We start from the raw sequence: 15214 nt of genomic DNA, 5'->3' as shown, positions 1-15214 counted from the left end.
CTTACGCCTCTCCCAGATAGGCTTTGATCACGTCCGGATTGTCGCGCACCTGCTCCGGTGTGCCGTCGGCCAGCGGGCAGCCCTGGTTGATCACGACGATATGGTCGGAGATGCTCATGACCAGTTTCATGTCGTGTTCGATCAGCAGCACCGTGACGTTGTGCGAGTCGCGCAGCAGGCTGATCAGCGCTTTCAGGTCTTCGGTTTCCTTCGGATTGAGGCCGGCTGCCGGCTCATCGAGCATGAGGATGCGCGGGCGCGTCATCATGCAGCGGGCAATTTCCAGGCGCCGCTGCTGGCCATAGGCGAGCGTGCCGGCGGGGCGGTTGGCCACGTCGGTGAGGTTGACCTGTTCGAGCCAGTGCGCGGCAAACTCCATCGCTTCGCGCTCGCTCCGGCGAAAGGCCCTGGTCTTCAGCAGGCCGGACAGAAGGCCGGTGTCGAGATGCCGATGCTGGGCCACCAGCAGGTTTTCCACGACGGTCATGTCCTTGAACAGGCGCACGTTCTGAAAGGTGCGGACCACGCCCTTGCGCGCGATCTTGTGTCCCGGCAAGCCCTGGATCGGTTCGCCGTCCAGCAGGATTTCCCCCGAGGTCGGCTGGTAGAAGCCGGTCAGGCAGTTGAATACGGTGGTCTTGCCGGCGCCGTTGGGGCCGATCATCGAGACCACCTGTTTGTCCTGTACGGTCAGGCCCACTCCGTTGACGGCCAGCAGGCCGCCGAAGCGCATGGTCAGGCCGCGTACTTCAAGAATCGGGCGGCTCATTGCTTCAGCTCCATGTGTGGGCGCTGCATGGGCAGTAGGCCCTGCGGACGCCAGATCATCATCAGCACCATCATGGCGCCGAACATCAGCATGCGGTATTCGCTGAACTCACGCATCAGCTCCGGCAGCAGGATCATCACGATGGCGGCGAGAATCACCCCCAACTGCGAACCCATGCCGCCCAGCACGACGATGGCGAGGATGATCGCCGATTCGATGAAGGTGAAGGACTCCGGCGACACCAGCCCCTGGCGCGCGGCGAAGAAGCTGCCGGCGAAACCGGCGAAGGTCGCGCCGATGGTGAAGGCCGAGAGTTTGATCACCGTGGGGTTCATGCCCAGTGCGCGGCAGGCGATTTCGTCCTCGCGCAGCGCTTCCCAGGCGCGGCCAATGGGCATGCGCAGCAGGCGGTTGATCACGAACAGCGTCAGCAGCACCAGCAGCAGGGCGATCAGGTAGAGGAAGATCACCTTGTTGATGGAGTTGTAGGCGACACCGAAGAACTCGTGGAAGGTCTGCATGCCTTCGGCGGCGCGGCGGTCGAAGGAGAGGCCGAACAGGGTCGGTTTGTCGATGCCGCTGATGCCGTTGGGGCCGCCGGTGAACTCGGTCATGTTGCGCAGCAGCAGGCGGATGATCTCGCCGAAGCCCAGGGTCACGATGGCCAGGTAGTCACCGCGCAGGCGCAGCACCGGAAAGCCCAGCACGAAGCCGAACAGCGCCGCCATGGCGCCGGCGATGGGCAGGCTGAGCCAGAAGCCGAAACCGTAGTAGTGCGACAGCAGGGCGTAGGTGTAGGCACCGACCGCGTAGAAACCGACGTAACCCAGATCCAGCAGCCCGGCCAGCCCCACGACGATGTTCAGGCCCAGGCCGAGCATCACGTAGATCAGGATCAGCGTGGCGATGTCCACCGCCCCGCGCGAGGCGTAGAAGGGCCAGACCAGCGCCACCAGCACCAGGGCGATGATGATCCAGCGCTGGGTCGAAGGCAGGGTCAGGAAGTTGCCGGCCCCGGCGGGCACGGTCGGCAGGTTCGGGCTGGCCGCCCAGCCTGCTGCCAGGTGGGTGCGAAACAACTGCCAGACGAACATGGCCACGGCGCAGGCGGCGATGATCCAGAAGGTATCGGCGTCGGCGCCCCGCACCTCGATGCGGATACCGACCGTGGTGAGCTTCAGGCCGAATACCGGAACCGCGACGGCGATGACCAGCAGGGCGCTGAAGAAGGCTGTACGCAGATTGCGAGTCATACCTTTTCCACCTCCGGGCGACCGAGGATGCCGGTTGGGCGGAACAGCAGGACCAGGATCAGCAGCGTGAAGGCCACCACGTCCTTGTACTGGTCGCCGAAGATGTCGGCGCCGAATGCCTCGGCCACGCCCAGCACCAGACCACCGAGCATGGCACCGGGAATGCTGCCGATGCCGCCCAGCACCGCAGCGGTAAAGGCCTTGATGCCGGCGAGAAAGCCGATGTGCGGGTTGATCACCCCGTACTGCATGCTGATCAGCACGGCGGCAATGGCGGCCAGGGCGGCGCCGATGACGAACGTCAGGGAGATGATGCTGTTGGTATTGATGCCCAGCAGGTTGGCCATCTTCAGGTCTTCGGCGCAGGCGCGGCAGGCGCGACCCAGGCGCGAGCGCGAGATGAACAGCGTCAGGCCCATCATGGCGACGATGGTGACGATGAAGATCAGCACCTGCATGTAGGAAATCACCACGCCGTTCATCAGGCTCTCGCCGATCACGAAGTTACCCGGCATGGGGTTGGGGATGGCCTTGTCCTTGGAGTCCTGGGCCAGCAGGACGAGGTTCTGCAGGAAGATCGACATGCCGATGGCGGAGATCAGCGGGATCAGCCGGTTGCCGCCGCGCAGCGGTCGGTAGGCGACCCGTTCGATGCTGTAGCCGTAGGCGCTGGTGACGATCATGCTCGCGATGAAGGCGCCGATCATCAGCAGAGGCAGGGCATCGAGCCCCATCATCGACAGCCCGACGATGGCGATGAAGGTCACGTAGGAGCCGATCATGTATACCTCGCCATGGGCGAAGTTGATCATGCCGATGATCCCGTAGACCATCGTGTAGCCGATGGCGATCAGGGCGTAGGTGCTGCCAACGGTGAGGCCGTTGATCAGCTGTTGGAAGTAGTGGTAAAGCTCAGGCATCACGTCTCTCCTGAACACCAGGCATCCAATGCTCGACCCCGCCAGGGCAGGCCTGCTTCGAACACGCTGCATGGAGAATGCAGTGCCAAGGGCGGGGTGCGGATCACGCACGCGCCAGGTTCGAGGCGGGCCGGCTGTGCAGGCCACTCGCTTGGTTGAAGGTGTTGCTGGGGGGGTCCGAATGGCTTGTGGCCGGGGCCGCCCCGATCAGCTGAAACGAAGCCCACTGCGGCTGCGGTGGGCTTCGGTCGGGTGGTTACCGGCTCATTGGGCTTCGGATTTGGTGCCGTCCTGGTGCCACTCGTAGATCACGAAGTTGAAGTCCTTCAGATCACCCTTTTCATCGAACGTGAGGTTGCCGGTCGGCGTATCGAAGGTATTGCTGCGCAGAGCCGCGGCCACCTTGTCGGTGTCGGTGCTGCCGGCTTTCTCGATGCCTTCGGCAATGACCTGTACGGCGGCGTAGGAGGGGAACACGAAGGGGCCGCTCGGGTCCTGCTTCTTGGCCTTGAAGGCCTCGACCAGCGCCTGGTTGCGCGGGTCCTGGTCGAAGGATTTCGGCAGGGTGACCAGCATGCCTTCCGAAGACGGGCCGGCGATGGCGGAGATTTCCGAGTTGCCGACGCCTTCAGGCCCCATGAAGCGCACATTCAGACCCTTTTCCCTGGACTGGCGCAGCAGCAGGCCCATTTCCGGGTGGTAGCCGCCGTAATAGACGAAATCGACGCCTTCACGCCTGAGTTTGGCGATCAGCGAGGAAAAGTCCTTGTCGCCGGCGTTGATGCCTTCGAACAGGCCAACCTTGACGTTCTTGCTTTCCAGGATCTGCTTGACCGAGGTGGCGATGCCTTCGCCGTACTGCTGCTTGTCATGGATGACCGCGACGTTGCTCGGCTTGATCTTGTCGGCGATGAAATTGCCTGCGGTCGGGCCTTGCAGGCTGTCCAGGCCGATGGTGCGGAAGATCAGCTCGTAGCCGCGTGCGGTGATGTCCGGGCTGGTGGACGCGGCGGTAATCATCAGGATGCCTTCATCTTCGTAGATGTCGGATGCCGGCTGGGTGGAACTGGAGCACAGATGCCCGACCACGAAGTTGACCCCGTCATTGACGATCTTGTTGGCCACCGCGACCGCCTGCTTGGGGTCGCAGGCATCGTCGTAGACCACGCTTTGCAGCTGCTGGCCGTTGACGCCGCCCTTCTTGTTGATCTGCTCGATGGCCATCTGGGCGCCCATGAACTGCATGTCCCCGTACTGGGCGACCGCTCCGGTGACCGGGCCGGCCAGCGCAATCTTTATGGTGTCGGCGGCCAGGGTATAGCTCGTCGCGCCCGTCAAGGCGATGGCCAGGAACAGTTTGCAAAGAGGCTGCTTGGTCTTCATATGCGCTCCACTTTCATAATTATTGTTTGAACCCTGTGGGTTGCGGTGTCGCCTGGGCGCAAGCGTCCCTGAACGCACGGCAACTGTACCGGCACAGTGTAGAAGCGTCAGCACTCGTTTGCACAGTCAGGAACGTCATGGCTTGATGGCGCTCACCCGGACGCTATCATGGCGCCGCCCCTTTATTGAGCGAGTCCCATGAGCGAAGAATCAAGCATCCTTTATGCCAAATTGCTGGCTGAAACCGCCTCCATCACCTGGGAGGAGCTGCAACCCTTCTTCGCGCGTGGCGCGTTGCTGCGGGTCGCCAGCGATTTCGACCTGATCGCGGCGGCCCAGGCGGTTGCCGAGGATGATCGGGAAAAGGTTGCGGCATGGCTGAGCGAAGGGTGCCTGGGGCGGCTCGAAACGGAGCAGGCCCAGGATTGGCTGGCGCGTGACCCATCGCTGTGGGCCGTGGTGGTTGCTCCCTGGGTGCTGGTTCAGGAGAGAGCGACGAAGCCTGGTCTGAACTGATTCAAATCACGAATGATGTCGAAGTGGCATGATGAAATACGCGTTTTCCCGGAGCACAAAACAAGGGGTCGCATGTTCAAGCCTGGTCGTCTTTCTCGTGTCTACTTTCCCGACGGCTGCTCTCGGCAGCATTTTGCCTGCGATATCGAATACAGCGTGCACAATGATCCGAACAGGGGGCAGGTGCTGCAGGTCAGCATGCGTGGTGAGGTGGATGGCAAGCCCTTCGCCGAGGCATTCGAGCTGCACCGCGACGTCGCCTACAATGTTTTCAGCACCATTGCGCGGGTAGCCGTGCGCCACGGTCTGTGCCTGCCGGGCGGGCCGGTGCTGCATGGGCGCAGCGACTACGATGCGATGTTCGCCGATATCCGCAGCAAGCTGAGCCTGCTGTCGGGCGAGCCGCTGCCCTGGTGAGTTCTGCCGATACTGACAATTTTGAAAGCGTAGGCGAGGCAGGCAAGACGAGGCAAAAACAGGCGAGGAAGCGGAGTTTAGTGGCCTAAATGAGCATTTCGAGCCTGTTTTTAACGAAGTATTGCCAACGCAGCTAGCTTTCAACGGCCTGTCAGCCGCGCACCCAGCGCTGGCGCGCCCATCCACTGAGCGCATCGACCGCCAGCACCATCAGCAGCATGGCAAGGATCACCGTCGAGGCCTGGGCTTCCTGGAACAGGCTCAGGCTCATGTAGAGCATCTGCCCCAGACCGCCCGCACCGACGAAGCCGAGCACGCTGGCCATGCGGATATTGTTTTCCCAGCGGTACAGCGTATAGGCCACCAGCTGCGGCCAGAGCATGGGCAGGGTGCCGTAGCAGAACGCGGCGATGCGCCCGCTGCCGGCCAGCCGCAAGGCCTCGGCGGGCGCTCCGGGGGTGTTTTCCAGGGCTTCGGCGAACAGCCTGCCCAGGACGCCGGCGGTGTGCAGCGCCAGCGCCAGGGTGCCGGCATTCGGCCCCAGCCCGGCGGCCAGCACCATCAGCGCGGCCCAGACCAGCTCCGGGATGGCGCGCAGGGCATTGAGCAGCAACCGCGCGCCGCCCTTGGCGACCAGGCCGAAACGACCGGCGGCGGGCAACGCCAGCAGCAGGCCGAGCAGCGCCGCCAATAGCGTGCCGATGGCCGACATCGCCAGGGTTTCCAGGGTGCCATAGCCGATGGCTCGCAGATGACCGGTCGACAGGTCCGGGCTGAGGAAGCCCGAGGCATAGCTGGCCATCTGGCCCAGCCCGTCCCGGCTGATCAGGGCGCTGGCTTCGAGCTGCAGCCAGGCGAAGGAACCGATCACGGCGGCGATCAGCAATAGCGGCAGGGCGTAGCGCGACAGCGATTTCACACGAACCTCCGCCGCAGCAACTGGCTGAGCAGATCGGCCAGCAATACCAGCAGCAGGAAGGTCAGCAGCATGCTCGCCACCTCGCCGCCGGCGAACATGCGCATCGACAGGTCCATCTGCTGGCCGAGGCCGCCGGCGCCGACGAAGCCCATCACCACCGAGGCGCGGATCGCGCATTCCCAGCGGTAGACCGTGTACGACAGCATCTCGCCCGAGGCCTGCGGCAGCACGGCGTAGGCGAAAGCCTGCAGGCGTGTGCTGCCGGCGCCGAGCAGTGCGCGGGTCGGCAGCGGATCGACCGACTCGAAGATTTCCGCATAGACCTTGCCGAGCATGCCGGCGTAGGTGATGGCGATGGCCAGCACCCCGGCGGTAGGGCCGAGGCCGACGGCGCGGACGAACAGCAGCGCCCAGACGATTTCCGGCACGCTGCGCAGGATGATCAGCAGGCCACGCACCGGCCAGCGCAGCGCCTGCGCCCAACGTTGTGGACGCCCCCCTCGGCTGAGCGCGGAAATCGACAGGGCGCGGGTGGCGAGCAGCGCGCAGGGCAGCGCGACGGCCAGCGCCAGGGCCATGCCGGCGGTGGCGATGGCCAGGGTTTCCAGCGTCGCCTGCCAGAGCAGGGTGAGAAAATCGCGACCATGCTCGGGCGGCCAGAAGGCCGAGAGGAAGGCGCCCATGGTGTTGGCGTTGCTGCCATCGAAGAGCACGCCGATATCCAGCTCGCTCAGCGACAGTCCCGGCCACAGCAGTGCCAGTGCCAGTACGGTCAGCAGCAGGCGCGAGGTGGCGGCGGGGTCGCGCGGGGCGAGGGCGGGATTCAGCATCGTGGAATGAGCAGGGTCTGCTGCAGCTGGGTCTCGACGGCAACGGTGCCGGTCAGTTGCTCGTTGGCATAGAGCGCATCGAGTTCGGCCTGGCTGACTTCCGTGGATGGCTTGTCGAACAGGATGCGTCCGCTCCGTACGCCGATCACGCGCGGGAAGTGTTCCAGTGCCAGCTCCACCGCGTGCAGGCTGGCGAGCAGCGTGGCCTGGCGGCGGGCGGCTTCGCGGTTGAGGATGTTCAGCGACCAGCTGGCCAGGACCGGGTCCATGGCCGAGACCGGCTCGTCGGCGAGCATCAGTTCGGGCGCCTGGTACAGCACCCGCGCGATGCCCACACGCTGCAGCTGGCCACCGGAGAGCTGGTCGCAGCGCTGGTAGAGCTTGTCGGCCAGGTCCAGCCGGCTCAGCGCCTCGGCAGCGCCCTGTCGGTCCAGCGGATAGAGCAGGCTGAGCAGGCTGCGGCCCAGCGACCATTGGCCAAGCCGCCCGGCCAGCACCGAGGTGATGACCCGTTGCCGGGGCGGCAGGGGCGGCGCCTGGTGGATCAGGCCGATACGAGTACGCACGTTTTGTCGGGCGCTGACAGACAGCGACCAGGGCTCGCAATCGAGTAGCGTGAACTGTCCGGCGTGCGGCTGCAGATGGGTCGCCAGCAGGCGCAGCAGCGTCGTCTTGCCGGCCCCGGAAGGGCCGATGATGGCGACGCGCTCGCCTCTGTCGACCTGAAGGTCGATGCCCTGCAGCGCTGCCTGGCCGTTGGCGTGGGCATAGCCCACGCCGGACAGGCGTAGCGTCACTTCAGCAGGCCGGCGGCGCGGGCTGCTTCTTCGATGCCTTCGTAGTTCTCCGGGCGGGTCTCGATGAAACGGCTGGCGGCCTGCAGGTCGAGGATCGCCTTGTGCTCGGGGTTGGCAGGATCGAGGGCAAGGAAGGCTGCCTTGATCTTGTCGCTCAGTGCCGGGTCAAGGCTGCCGCGCACGGTCCAGTTGTAATCGTAGTAGGGCGGGGTGGTGGAAATCACCCGCACCTTGTCTGTATCGACCTTGCCGGCCTCGACCAGCTTGTCCCAGACGGAGGCATTGAGCACACCCGCATCGGCCTTGCCGGCCTCGACCCAGGCCGCGGTGGCGTCATGCGCGCCGGAATAGGCGATGCGCTTGAAGAACTGCTCGGGGTCGATGCCGTCCTTGAGCATGAAATAGCGCGGCATCAGGCTGCCGGACGTGGAGGAGACGGAGCCGAAGGCGAAGGTCTTGCCTTTCAGGTCCTGCAGCGACTGCACGTCGGGGTTGGCGGTGATGAACTTGCTGGTGAACTGCTCATCCTGCTCGCGCTGCACCAGCGGGATGGCATCGCCGGTCTTCAGGCGGGTCTGGACGAAGGTGAAACCACCCAGCCAGGCCAGGTCGAGACGATCGGAGGCGAGGGACTCGACCACGGCGGCGTAGTCGGAAACCGGCGTGAATTTCACCGGCATGCCCAGTTCTTTCTCCAGATATTTGCCCAGCGGCTCGAACTTGCGGATCAGTTCGGTCGGGGCTTCGTCGGGAATGGCCGACACGCGGAGGGTCTCGGCGGCATGAGCGGTGGCAAAGGAAAGGGAAACAGCAAGGCCGGCAACGGCTGCCAGGGTGCGCTTTATCATTGTGGTTCTCCGGTTAAATAGCGGAAAAAGCGCGGCGATTATAGGGCTACATGGGTGTCTGGGGGCAACAGGCTGCACGGAGCATGCGGGACGCTCGGTAGGCACATGAAATCAAATGTTGCACTCAGGAATGCAAGTCGATGGATTGTTTTTTGCTGTCGCATCTACCATGAGTCTTCTTTGGCAACCTACCGACACCATGACCCTTCTGATAGCGTTTGCTGTCCTGTCCATTTGCGTATCCTTTCTCTGTTCCATCCTCGAGGCTGCGCTGCTTTCCATCACTCCCAGCTTCATTGCCAGCCAAAAGGTCGAAAAGCCCAGGCTCTACGGGCGCCTGAAAAACCTGAAAGATCAGGTCGATCAGCCGCTGGCGGCGATCCTTACGCTCAATACCGTTGCGCATACCGTGGGCGCGACAGGCGTCGGCGCGCAGGTCACGGTGGTGTTCGGTGATGGTTACCTGGGGCTTGCATCGGCGGCCATGACCATTCTGATCCTGGTCCTGTCGGAAATCCTGCCGAAGTCGATCGGTGCCCGTTACTGGCGGCAACTTGCGCCCTATCTGCCCTCGTTGCTTGGCGCGATGATCCTGCTGCTTAAGCCTTTCATCCTGTTGTCCGACCAGATCATGCGGATGTTTGCCGGGAAGGCCCCCACCCATGACGTGCGTGAGGAAATCAAGGCGCTGACTGTTCTCGGTCGCGAAGTCGGTGAGCTGGACGAGGATGAGCAGCGCGTCATCAGCAATATCCTCGATCTGCACGAGATCAAGGTGCGAGCAGTCATGACCCCGAGAACCGTCTGCGAGTTCGTATCGCCGGATGAGACGGTTGCCGCTGTGAAGCAGAAGATTCGCCACAGTCAGTTTTCGCGCTACCCGGTCATTGGCGAGGGCGAGACGCCCCTGGGCGTGATCTTCCGCTACGACGCGCTGGCAGTGGAAGACGACAGTCTGCCGGTTTCCAGCCTTGTCAAACCGCTCAAGGTCGTTCACGAAACGGCCAATGTCGAGCAGTTGATGACTCAACTCATGCAGGAGCGTCAGCATATGTGCCTCGTGTACGACGAGTTCGGCGGTTGGCAGGGATTGGTGACCCTTGAAGACATCATTGAAACCATCATCGGCAAACCGATACTCGACGAAACCGACGACATTCCCAACATGCGCCGTTTCGCCAAGCGCCGCTGGGAACACCGGATCAAGGCGACTCGCTGAGGACTTTACGGGCGACGACTTGGCGGTCTGCGCCTGCGCGGCGCTAGAATCCTCATCCCCAGCCTTCGAGGAGTTGCGTCATGTCCGATCTGCCTTCCATTGCCTTCGCCGGTATCGGCCTGATGGGCCTGCGCATGTGCCGCCGGCTGCTGGCCGCCGGTTATCCATTGACGGTCTGGAACCGCTCGCCGGACAAATGCGCGCCCCTCGTCGAGGCGGGCGCGCGGCAGGCGAACAGCCCCGCCGAACTCTGCGCTGCAGCCGATATCGTGCTGCTGTGCCTGGCCGATACCGCCGTGGTGCGCGAGGTGGTGTTCGGCCCGGGCGGCATCGTTGAAGGCGCCCGAGCGGGGCAATTGCTGGTCGATCACTCCAGCCTGGAGCCTGCCGCCACCCGTGCGATGGCTGCTGAGCTGGAAACGCGTGGCGGCATGCGTTGGGTCGATGCGCCGGTTTCAGGTGGCACAGCAGGGGCCGAGGCGGGCAGCCTGGCGATCATGGCCGGTGGGCGTACCGAGGATATCGAGCGAGTACAGCCCGTGCTGATGAACCTGGGCCAGCGTCTGACCCGCATGGGCGAGATCGGCGCCGGCCAGGTGACCAAGGCCTGCAACCAGATGATCGTCGCCTGCAACGCGCTGGTGATTGCCGAAGTGGTGGCGCTGGCCGAGCGTTCGGGTGTCGATGCCAGCCTGATCGCGCCGGCGCTGGCCGGTGGCTTTGCCGATTCGAAGCCGCTGCAGATTCTCGCGCCGCAGATGGCCAGCAGCGAGTTCGAACCGATCAAGTGGCACGTGCGTACCCTGCTCAAGGATCTGGACACCGCCGTGCAGCTGTCTCGCGAAGAAGGCAGCGCCACACCCATGACCGGCCTGGCGGCACAGCTGATGCGCCTGCATGGCAGCCAGGGCCATCTTGGCCGCGACCCGGCCACGCTGGTGCGGATGTACCGGGAGCATGACGTATGAAGATCGCTGCAAATCTGTCCATGTTGTTTGGCGAACTGCCGCTGGCCGAGCGTGTGCTGGCCGCGAAGGTAGCCGGCTTCGATGGCGTGGAGGTCCAGTTTCCCTACGAATTGCCGGCCATCCGCCTGAAGGAGTCGCTCGAACGCGCCGACGCGCCGCTGGTGCTGATCAACCTGCCGGCGGGCGACCTGTTGCAGGGCGGCGCCGGGCTGGCGGCGGTTCCGGCATGTCAGGAGGCATTCGACGCGGCCCTGCAGGAAGCCCTGACCTATGCGGCCATGACCCGGCCCCTGTGCGTGAACGTGTTGCCGGGCCGGCTGGCCGAGGGCGTCAGCCGCGAGCAGGCGCTGACGACCTTGGCCGACAACCTGCGCAAGAGCGCCGAAGCCTTTGCGCCGCTGGGCATCGGCGTGCTCTGCGAGGCGATCAATCCGCTGGACATGCCGGGCTTTCTGATCAACACCCCTGAGCATCTGCTGGAACTGCTGGAGCGGGTCGATCACCCCAACTGCCGGGCTCAGCTGGATCTTTATCATATGGCGCGGCAGGAACTGGATATTGCTGCTGGCATTCGACTGCTGGGCCAGCGCATTGGCCATGTGCAGTTTGCCGACTGCCCCGGGCGTGGCGCGCCTGGTTCCGGCCAGGTGGCATTCGCGCCTCTGCTCGAAGCGCTGCAGACGGTCGGCTACGACGGCTGGCTGGCTGCCGAATACCGCCCCGGCGAGCAGGGGACGGCGGCAAGTCTGGGTTGGCTGGCGCAATGGCGGCAGGAATAACAGGCCTGTTGGAAAGACCCATTGCGCGGCATAAGTGGGGCTGATGGTCACAGACAGGCGGCTGACCGCGCTTTAGAGTCATGCTCGGACACCGACCGATAACAATAAATCGAGAGCGACGTCATGCAGCAATCCACCCAAGCCGCCAATGCCTGGCGCGTGTTGTTCCTGCTGTTCCTGGCGAACCTGTTCAATTTCTTCGATCGCACCATCCCTGCGATCATCAACGAGCCGATTCGCCTGGAATGGAACCTCAACGACTTCCAGTTGGGGCTTATCGGCACCGCCTTCACCATTGTTTACGCCATCGCCGGCTTGCCGCTGGGGCGCATGGCTGATAACGGCTCGCGGCGCAAGATCATGGGCTGGGGCCTGACGGCCTGGAGCGGGCTGACGGCGGTCAACGGTCTGGCGTGGAATTTCTGGAGCTTTCTGCTGGTGCGCATGGGCGTCGGCATTGGCGAGGCCAGCTACGCCCCTGCCGCCAACTCGCTGATCGGTGATCTGTTCCCGGCGCACAAGCGCGCCCGCGCCATGGGCATTTTCATGCTCGGTTTGCCGTTCGGCCTGCTGCTGGCCTTTTTCAGTATCGGCTGGATGGTTCAGGTCTTCGATAGCTGGCGTGCGCCTTTCTTTATCGCGGCAGTGCCGGGGTTGATCCTGGCGGTGTTCATTTTCCTGATCAAGGAACCGCAGCGCGGCGCGGCGGAAGCGGTGAAGATTTCCCAGGCGCGCATCGAGCGTCCGATACGCAAGGTGCTGGCGATACGCACGTTCTGGTGGCTGGTGATGGCCGGCCTGGCATTCAACTTCGCTACTTATGCTTGCAACGCCTTCATGGTGCCGATGTTGATGCGCTACTTCGCCGTGCCGCTGGTGGAAGCCTCGGTGGCGACCGGGGTGATCGTCGGTGTGACCGGGCTGTTCGGTCTGACCCTCGGTGGCTGGGTCGCCGACCGCATCCATGCGCGCTTCGAGCGTGGCCGCCTGCTGTTCGCCACCGCGAGCATGCTGGTGGCCAGCCTGTGTACCGGCTACGCACTGTTCGCCGGGCAGATTGCCGTTGGCCTGTTCGTCGCGGTGTTCAGCATCGGCTGGTTGTTCGCCTACAACTTCTACACCTGCGTCTATACCGCTATCCAGGACGTGGTCGAGCCGCGCCTGCGCGCCACCGCCATGGCGCTGTTCTTCGCTGGTCTGTATCTGCTGGGCGGCGGCATGGGCACTGTGGTGGTGGGACTGCTCTCTGACCATTTCGCCCACGCGGCGATGCTTGCGGCGGGCGCCAGCGAAATGAGCGAGGCGTTCCGCGCGGTCGGTCTGCACGATGCCATGTACCTGATCCCCGCAACCCTGCTGCTGACCATGGTGTTTCTGTTCTGCGCTTCGCGGAGTTTTTGCCAGGATGCCAAACGGATGACCGCCGGCATGGGCGCGAGTGCCGAGCAGGCCGAGGCGGTGCCGAGCTGAGGATGCATCATGGAATTTGTGACCGGTTAGGCTCAGGCTGATTGGCCAGGGTTTAGGGCCGGGAAGAGTGCTTGAGGACTCTTCTCTTCGTTGCTGATGCTAAGGGCCTTAATGCGTTCATTCTCCGCGAGGAATACTGTTTTTTCGGGCGATATGCTCGCTTTCTGCACCGCGTTCCCCTTTGGCTTGCTTATTGGCGAGCTTGGGGAGGCCAAGCGGGGGACTATCTCGGCGGTGCCGGTCGTTGGCCGTTCAGCGCCCACAAGCTGAGAGAAGTAGCGGAGGCTCATTTTCACACCGTCCTCTTCGCTCGCTGCAAGGGTGCACTTCCGCGCATGGGGCGGCTCCTTTCAAACCCCAGAAGCCGCCTCTACGAGTCGAACCACCGCTGGTTGCGTACACTGCCAACAGCCACTCGGCACCGTGGATACCAAGATCCTATCATTTCGGCTTTTTAGAGCCCCAGAAGAATCCGCTACACCGCGTGGCTAAACCAGCCGCGCCAATATCCTAGCCGCAAGAGGAGTTCGCATTATGCCAATGCACAACCCACCTCACCCTGGCGAAGCGTTACGTGAAGACGTGCTGCCGACCTTGGGTATGACGAAGGCGGAGCTGGCTGAACACCTGGAATATCCCGTCGAGCGGCTTGAAGTCGTGCTGAACTGCTGCGCCCCAATTAACACCGATCTGGCTCAATGCCTGGAGCTGGCCGGACTGGGCAGCGCCAGAACCTGGCTGGCAGAACAAGCCGCTTACGACTTGTGGCGGTCGCAACACTAGAGCCAGTTCCTTTCTGCAAAGGCATCACATCTATGGGGAAAGATTCCGGCTGTACCAGATGGCGGCGCCGCGGCACCTGGTACAACCAGAGCAGCAAGGGCACCTCTCAAGCCAGAATTGGACAGTGAGCCGAATAGTCGGCATTATCAGCTCATCAAATGAGCCGAATAAGCCCGCTAATCGGCTCACAGACGAGCAGCCACATGAATGACCCTTGCTGGATCTGGCAGCAGATCGACTGGCCGAACTTCACTTGGCAAACCGACGCGCTTGCTCCGCAGCTGCGTGCCTGCGCTCATGCACAAGGGCGCTTGCTGGGCATGCTTGGCGCCGTGGGAAGTGACACACAAGTGCAGAGCAGCTTGGATGCCATGCTGCAGAACATCGTTACGTCGTCAGCCATCGAAGACGAGCAACTGAATGTCGGTTCGGTGCGTTCCTCACTGGCCAGGCGCCTGGGTTTGAACGAAGCTGGTCGCACGACACCGCGTTCGGAAGGGCTGGCAGAGCTACTGATCGATGCCACCCAAGAATGCCAGTCATCTCTAGATTTGCCGCGCTTGCTCAACTGGCATTGCTGGCTGTTTCCAGTCGATGAGAGTCTATCGGCTCGACCTCTGCGCATTGGCGAGCTGCGTGGTGAGGAACCGATGCAGGTCGTGTCTGGCCGGATCGATCAGCCGACTGTTCACTTCGAAGCACCGCCACGCGACGGGCTGGATCAGCAACTGACGGACTTCCTCGCTTGGTTCGAGAACAGCCGCAACGATGCAGACCTCGATCCGTTGCTGCGAGCTGGCGTTGCTCACTTCTGGTTCGTCACCCTCCATCCGTTCGATGACGGCAATGGCCGGCTTACACGAGCCATCACCGATATGGCCCTGGCGCAAAGCGACCAGCAGGCCATCCGCTTCTACGCCATGTCGGCGAGTATCCTAGACGACCGCGCCGGCTATTACCGCATCCTCGAAGCCAGCCAGAAAGGCACGCTGGATATCACCGTCTGGCTGCAGTGGTTTCTCGGCACACTGCTCAAGAGCTTGGAGCAGGCCCTTACCCGCATCGACCGTGTGCTGGCCAAGGCGCGCTTCTGGCAGGCGCACCGTGGTCACGCCCTGTCAGCCGAGCAAATCAAAGTGCTCAACCGCCTGCTCGATGGCGGCGAGCGCGGCTTCGAAAACGGCATCAGCGCCGCCCAGTACCAGGCCGTGGCCAAGGTTTCCAAAGCTACTGCTACCCGCCATCTGGGCGATCTTCTTGAAAAAGGCTGCATCGTGCGTCTGCCAGGCGGCGGGCGTAGTACCCGCTATCAAGTTAATAGCCCAGGCAACACTGCCATCTGA

General features: G+C 63.3%; 16 protein-coding genes. 8 read left to right on the top strand and 8 right to left on the bottom strand.

What is annotated here, in order from left to right:
• Position 1 precedes the first annotated feature (1 nt).
• From livG to G7020_RS07910, 4 genes are all read right to left on the bottom strand, one after another.
• On the bottom strand, positions 2-769 hold the full coding sequence (gene livG / locus G7020_RS07925; protein ID WP_181083482.1) for a high-affinity branched-chain amino acid ABC transporter ATP-binding protein LivG: 768 nt from the start codon (positions 767-769) through the stop codon (positions 2-4).
• Complete coding sequence (locus G7020_RS07920) at positions 766-2022, bottom strand: high-affinity branched-chain amino acid ABC transporter permease LivM (RefSeq protein WP_181083480.1); 1257 nt, start codon at positions 2020-2022, stop codon at positions 766-768. Before G7020_RS07920 ends, livG begins: the two co-directional genes overlap by 4 nt.
• Positions 2019-2942, bottom strand: a complete 924-nt coding sequence (gene livH / locus G7020_RS07915; RefSeq protein WP_181083478.1) for a high-affinity branched-chain amino acid ABC transporter permease LivH — start codon at positions 2940-2942, stop codon at positions 2019-2021. The genes G7020_RS07920 and livH overlap by 4 nt, the downstream gene beginning before the upstream one ends.
• Positions 2943-3206: 264 nt before the next feature.
• On the bottom strand, positions 3207-4325 hold the full coding sequence (locus tag G7020_RS07910) for a branched-chain amino acid ABC transporter substrate-binding protein (protein ID WP_181083476.1): 1119 nt from the start codon (positions 4323-4325) through the stop codon (positions 3207-3209).
• A 198-nt stretch (positions 4326-4523) separates the two neighbouring features.
• Between G7020_RS07910 and G7020_RS07905 the strand changes: the two genes are divergently transcribed.
• Complete coding sequence (locus G7020_RS07905) at positions 4524-4841, top strand: DUF2288 domain-containing protein (protein ID WP_181083474.1); 318 nt, start codon at positions 4524-4526, stop codon at positions 4839-4841.
• Positions 4842-4913: 72 nt separating this feature from the next.
• Complete coding sequence (locus tag G7020_RS07900) at positions 4914-5258, top strand: DUF5064 family protein (protein WP_181083472.1); 345 nt, start codon at positions 4914-4916, stop codon at positions 5256-5258.
• Positions 5259-5409: 151 nt separating this feature from the next.
• Here the strand turns inward: G7020_RS07900 and phnE are convergent, their stop codons facing one another.
• From phnE to G7020_RS07880, 4 genes are read right to left on the bottom strand one after another with little or no spacing between them, the layout of a single operon-like run.
• Complete coding sequence (gene phnE, locus G7020_RS07895; protein WP_181083469.1) at positions 5410-6177, bottom strand: phosphonate ABC transporter, permease protein PhnE; 768 nt, start codon at positions 6175-6177, stop codon at positions 5410-5412.
• Entirely contained in the window at positions 6174-7007 is an 834-nt protein-coding gene (locus G7020_RS07890) for a PhnE/PtxC family ABC transporter permease (RefSeq protein ID WP_181083467.1), read from the bottom strand. Before G7020_RS07890 ends, phnE begins: the two co-directional genes overlap by 4 nt.
• Entirely contained in the window at positions 7001-7804 is an 804-nt protein-coding gene (locus G7020_RS07885) for an ATP-binding cassette domain-containing protein (protein WP_181083465.1), read from the bottom strand. The genes G7020_RS07890 and G7020_RS07885 overlap by 7 nt, the downstream gene beginning before the upstream one ends.
• The gene (locus tag G7020_RS07880) at positions 7801-8652 is read right to left on the bottom strand and encodes a putative selenate ABC transporter substrate-binding protein (protein ID WP_181083463.1); all 852 of its coding nucleotides are present in this window, start codon (positions 8650-8652) and stop codon (positions 7801-7803) included. The genes G7020_RS07885 and G7020_RS07880 overlap by 4 nt, the downstream gene beginning before the upstream one ends.
• A gap of 199 nt (positions 8653-8851) precedes the next feature.
• On the opposite strand from G7020_RS07880, the gene G7020_RS07875 reads away from it, so the two are divergent.
• The 6 genes from G7020_RS07875 to G7020_RS07850 all read left to right on the top strand — a co-directional run bounded on the left by G7020_RS07875 (position 8852) and on the right by G7020_RS07850 (position 15214).
• Positions 8852-9871, top strand: coding sequence for a CNNM domain-containing protein (locus tag G7020_RS07875; protein ID WP_181083461.1), 1020 nt, complete (start codon positions 8852-8854; stop codon positions 9869-9871).
• 80 nt (positions 9872-9951) lie between these two features.
• Positions 9952-10839 (top strand): NAD(P)-dependent oxidoreductase, encoded by an 888-nt coding sequence (locus tag G7020_RS07870; RefSeq protein ID WP_181083459.1) that lies wholly within the window; start codon positions 9952-9954, stop codon positions 10837-10839.
• Positions 10836-11618 (top strand): hydroxypyruvate isomerase family protein, encoded by a 783-nt coding sequence (locus G7020_RS07865; RefSeq protein ID WP_181083457.1) that lies wholly within the window; start codon positions 10836-10838, stop codon positions 11616-11618. The genes G7020_RS07870 and G7020_RS07865 overlap by 4 nt, the downstream gene beginning before the upstream one ends.
• A gap of 123 nt (positions 11619-11741) precedes the next feature.
• Positions 11742-13088 carry a spinster family MFS transporter gene (locus tag G7020_RS07860; protein WP_181083455.1) on the top strand — a complete coding sequence of 449 codons (1347 nt, stop codon included), beginning with the start codon at positions 11742-11744 and terminating at the stop codon, positions 13086-13088.
• 534 nt (positions 13089-13622) lie between these two features.
• On the top strand, positions 13623-13871 hold the full coding sequence (locus G7020_RS07855) for a HigA family addiction module antitoxin (RefSeq protein ID WP_181083453.1): 249 nt from the start codon (positions 13623-13625) through the stop codon (positions 13869-13871).
• Positions 13872-14074: 203 nt separating this feature from the next.
• Positions 14075-15214 carry a Fic family protein gene (locus G7020_RS07850; protein ID WP_181083451.1) on the top strand — a complete coding sequence of 380 codons (1140 nt, stop codon included), beginning with the start codon at positions 14075-14077 and terminating at the stop codon, positions 15212-15214.

Source organism: Stutzerimonas stutzeri, assembly GCF_013522825.1.
GTDB lineage: Bacteria > Pseudomonadota > Gammaproteobacteria > Pseudomonadales > Pseudomonadaceae > Stutzerimonas > Stutzerimonas stutzeri_AK.
Note: the sequence above shows the minus strand (reverse complement) of the source record. Positions and strands in the feature narration are given on the sequence as shown.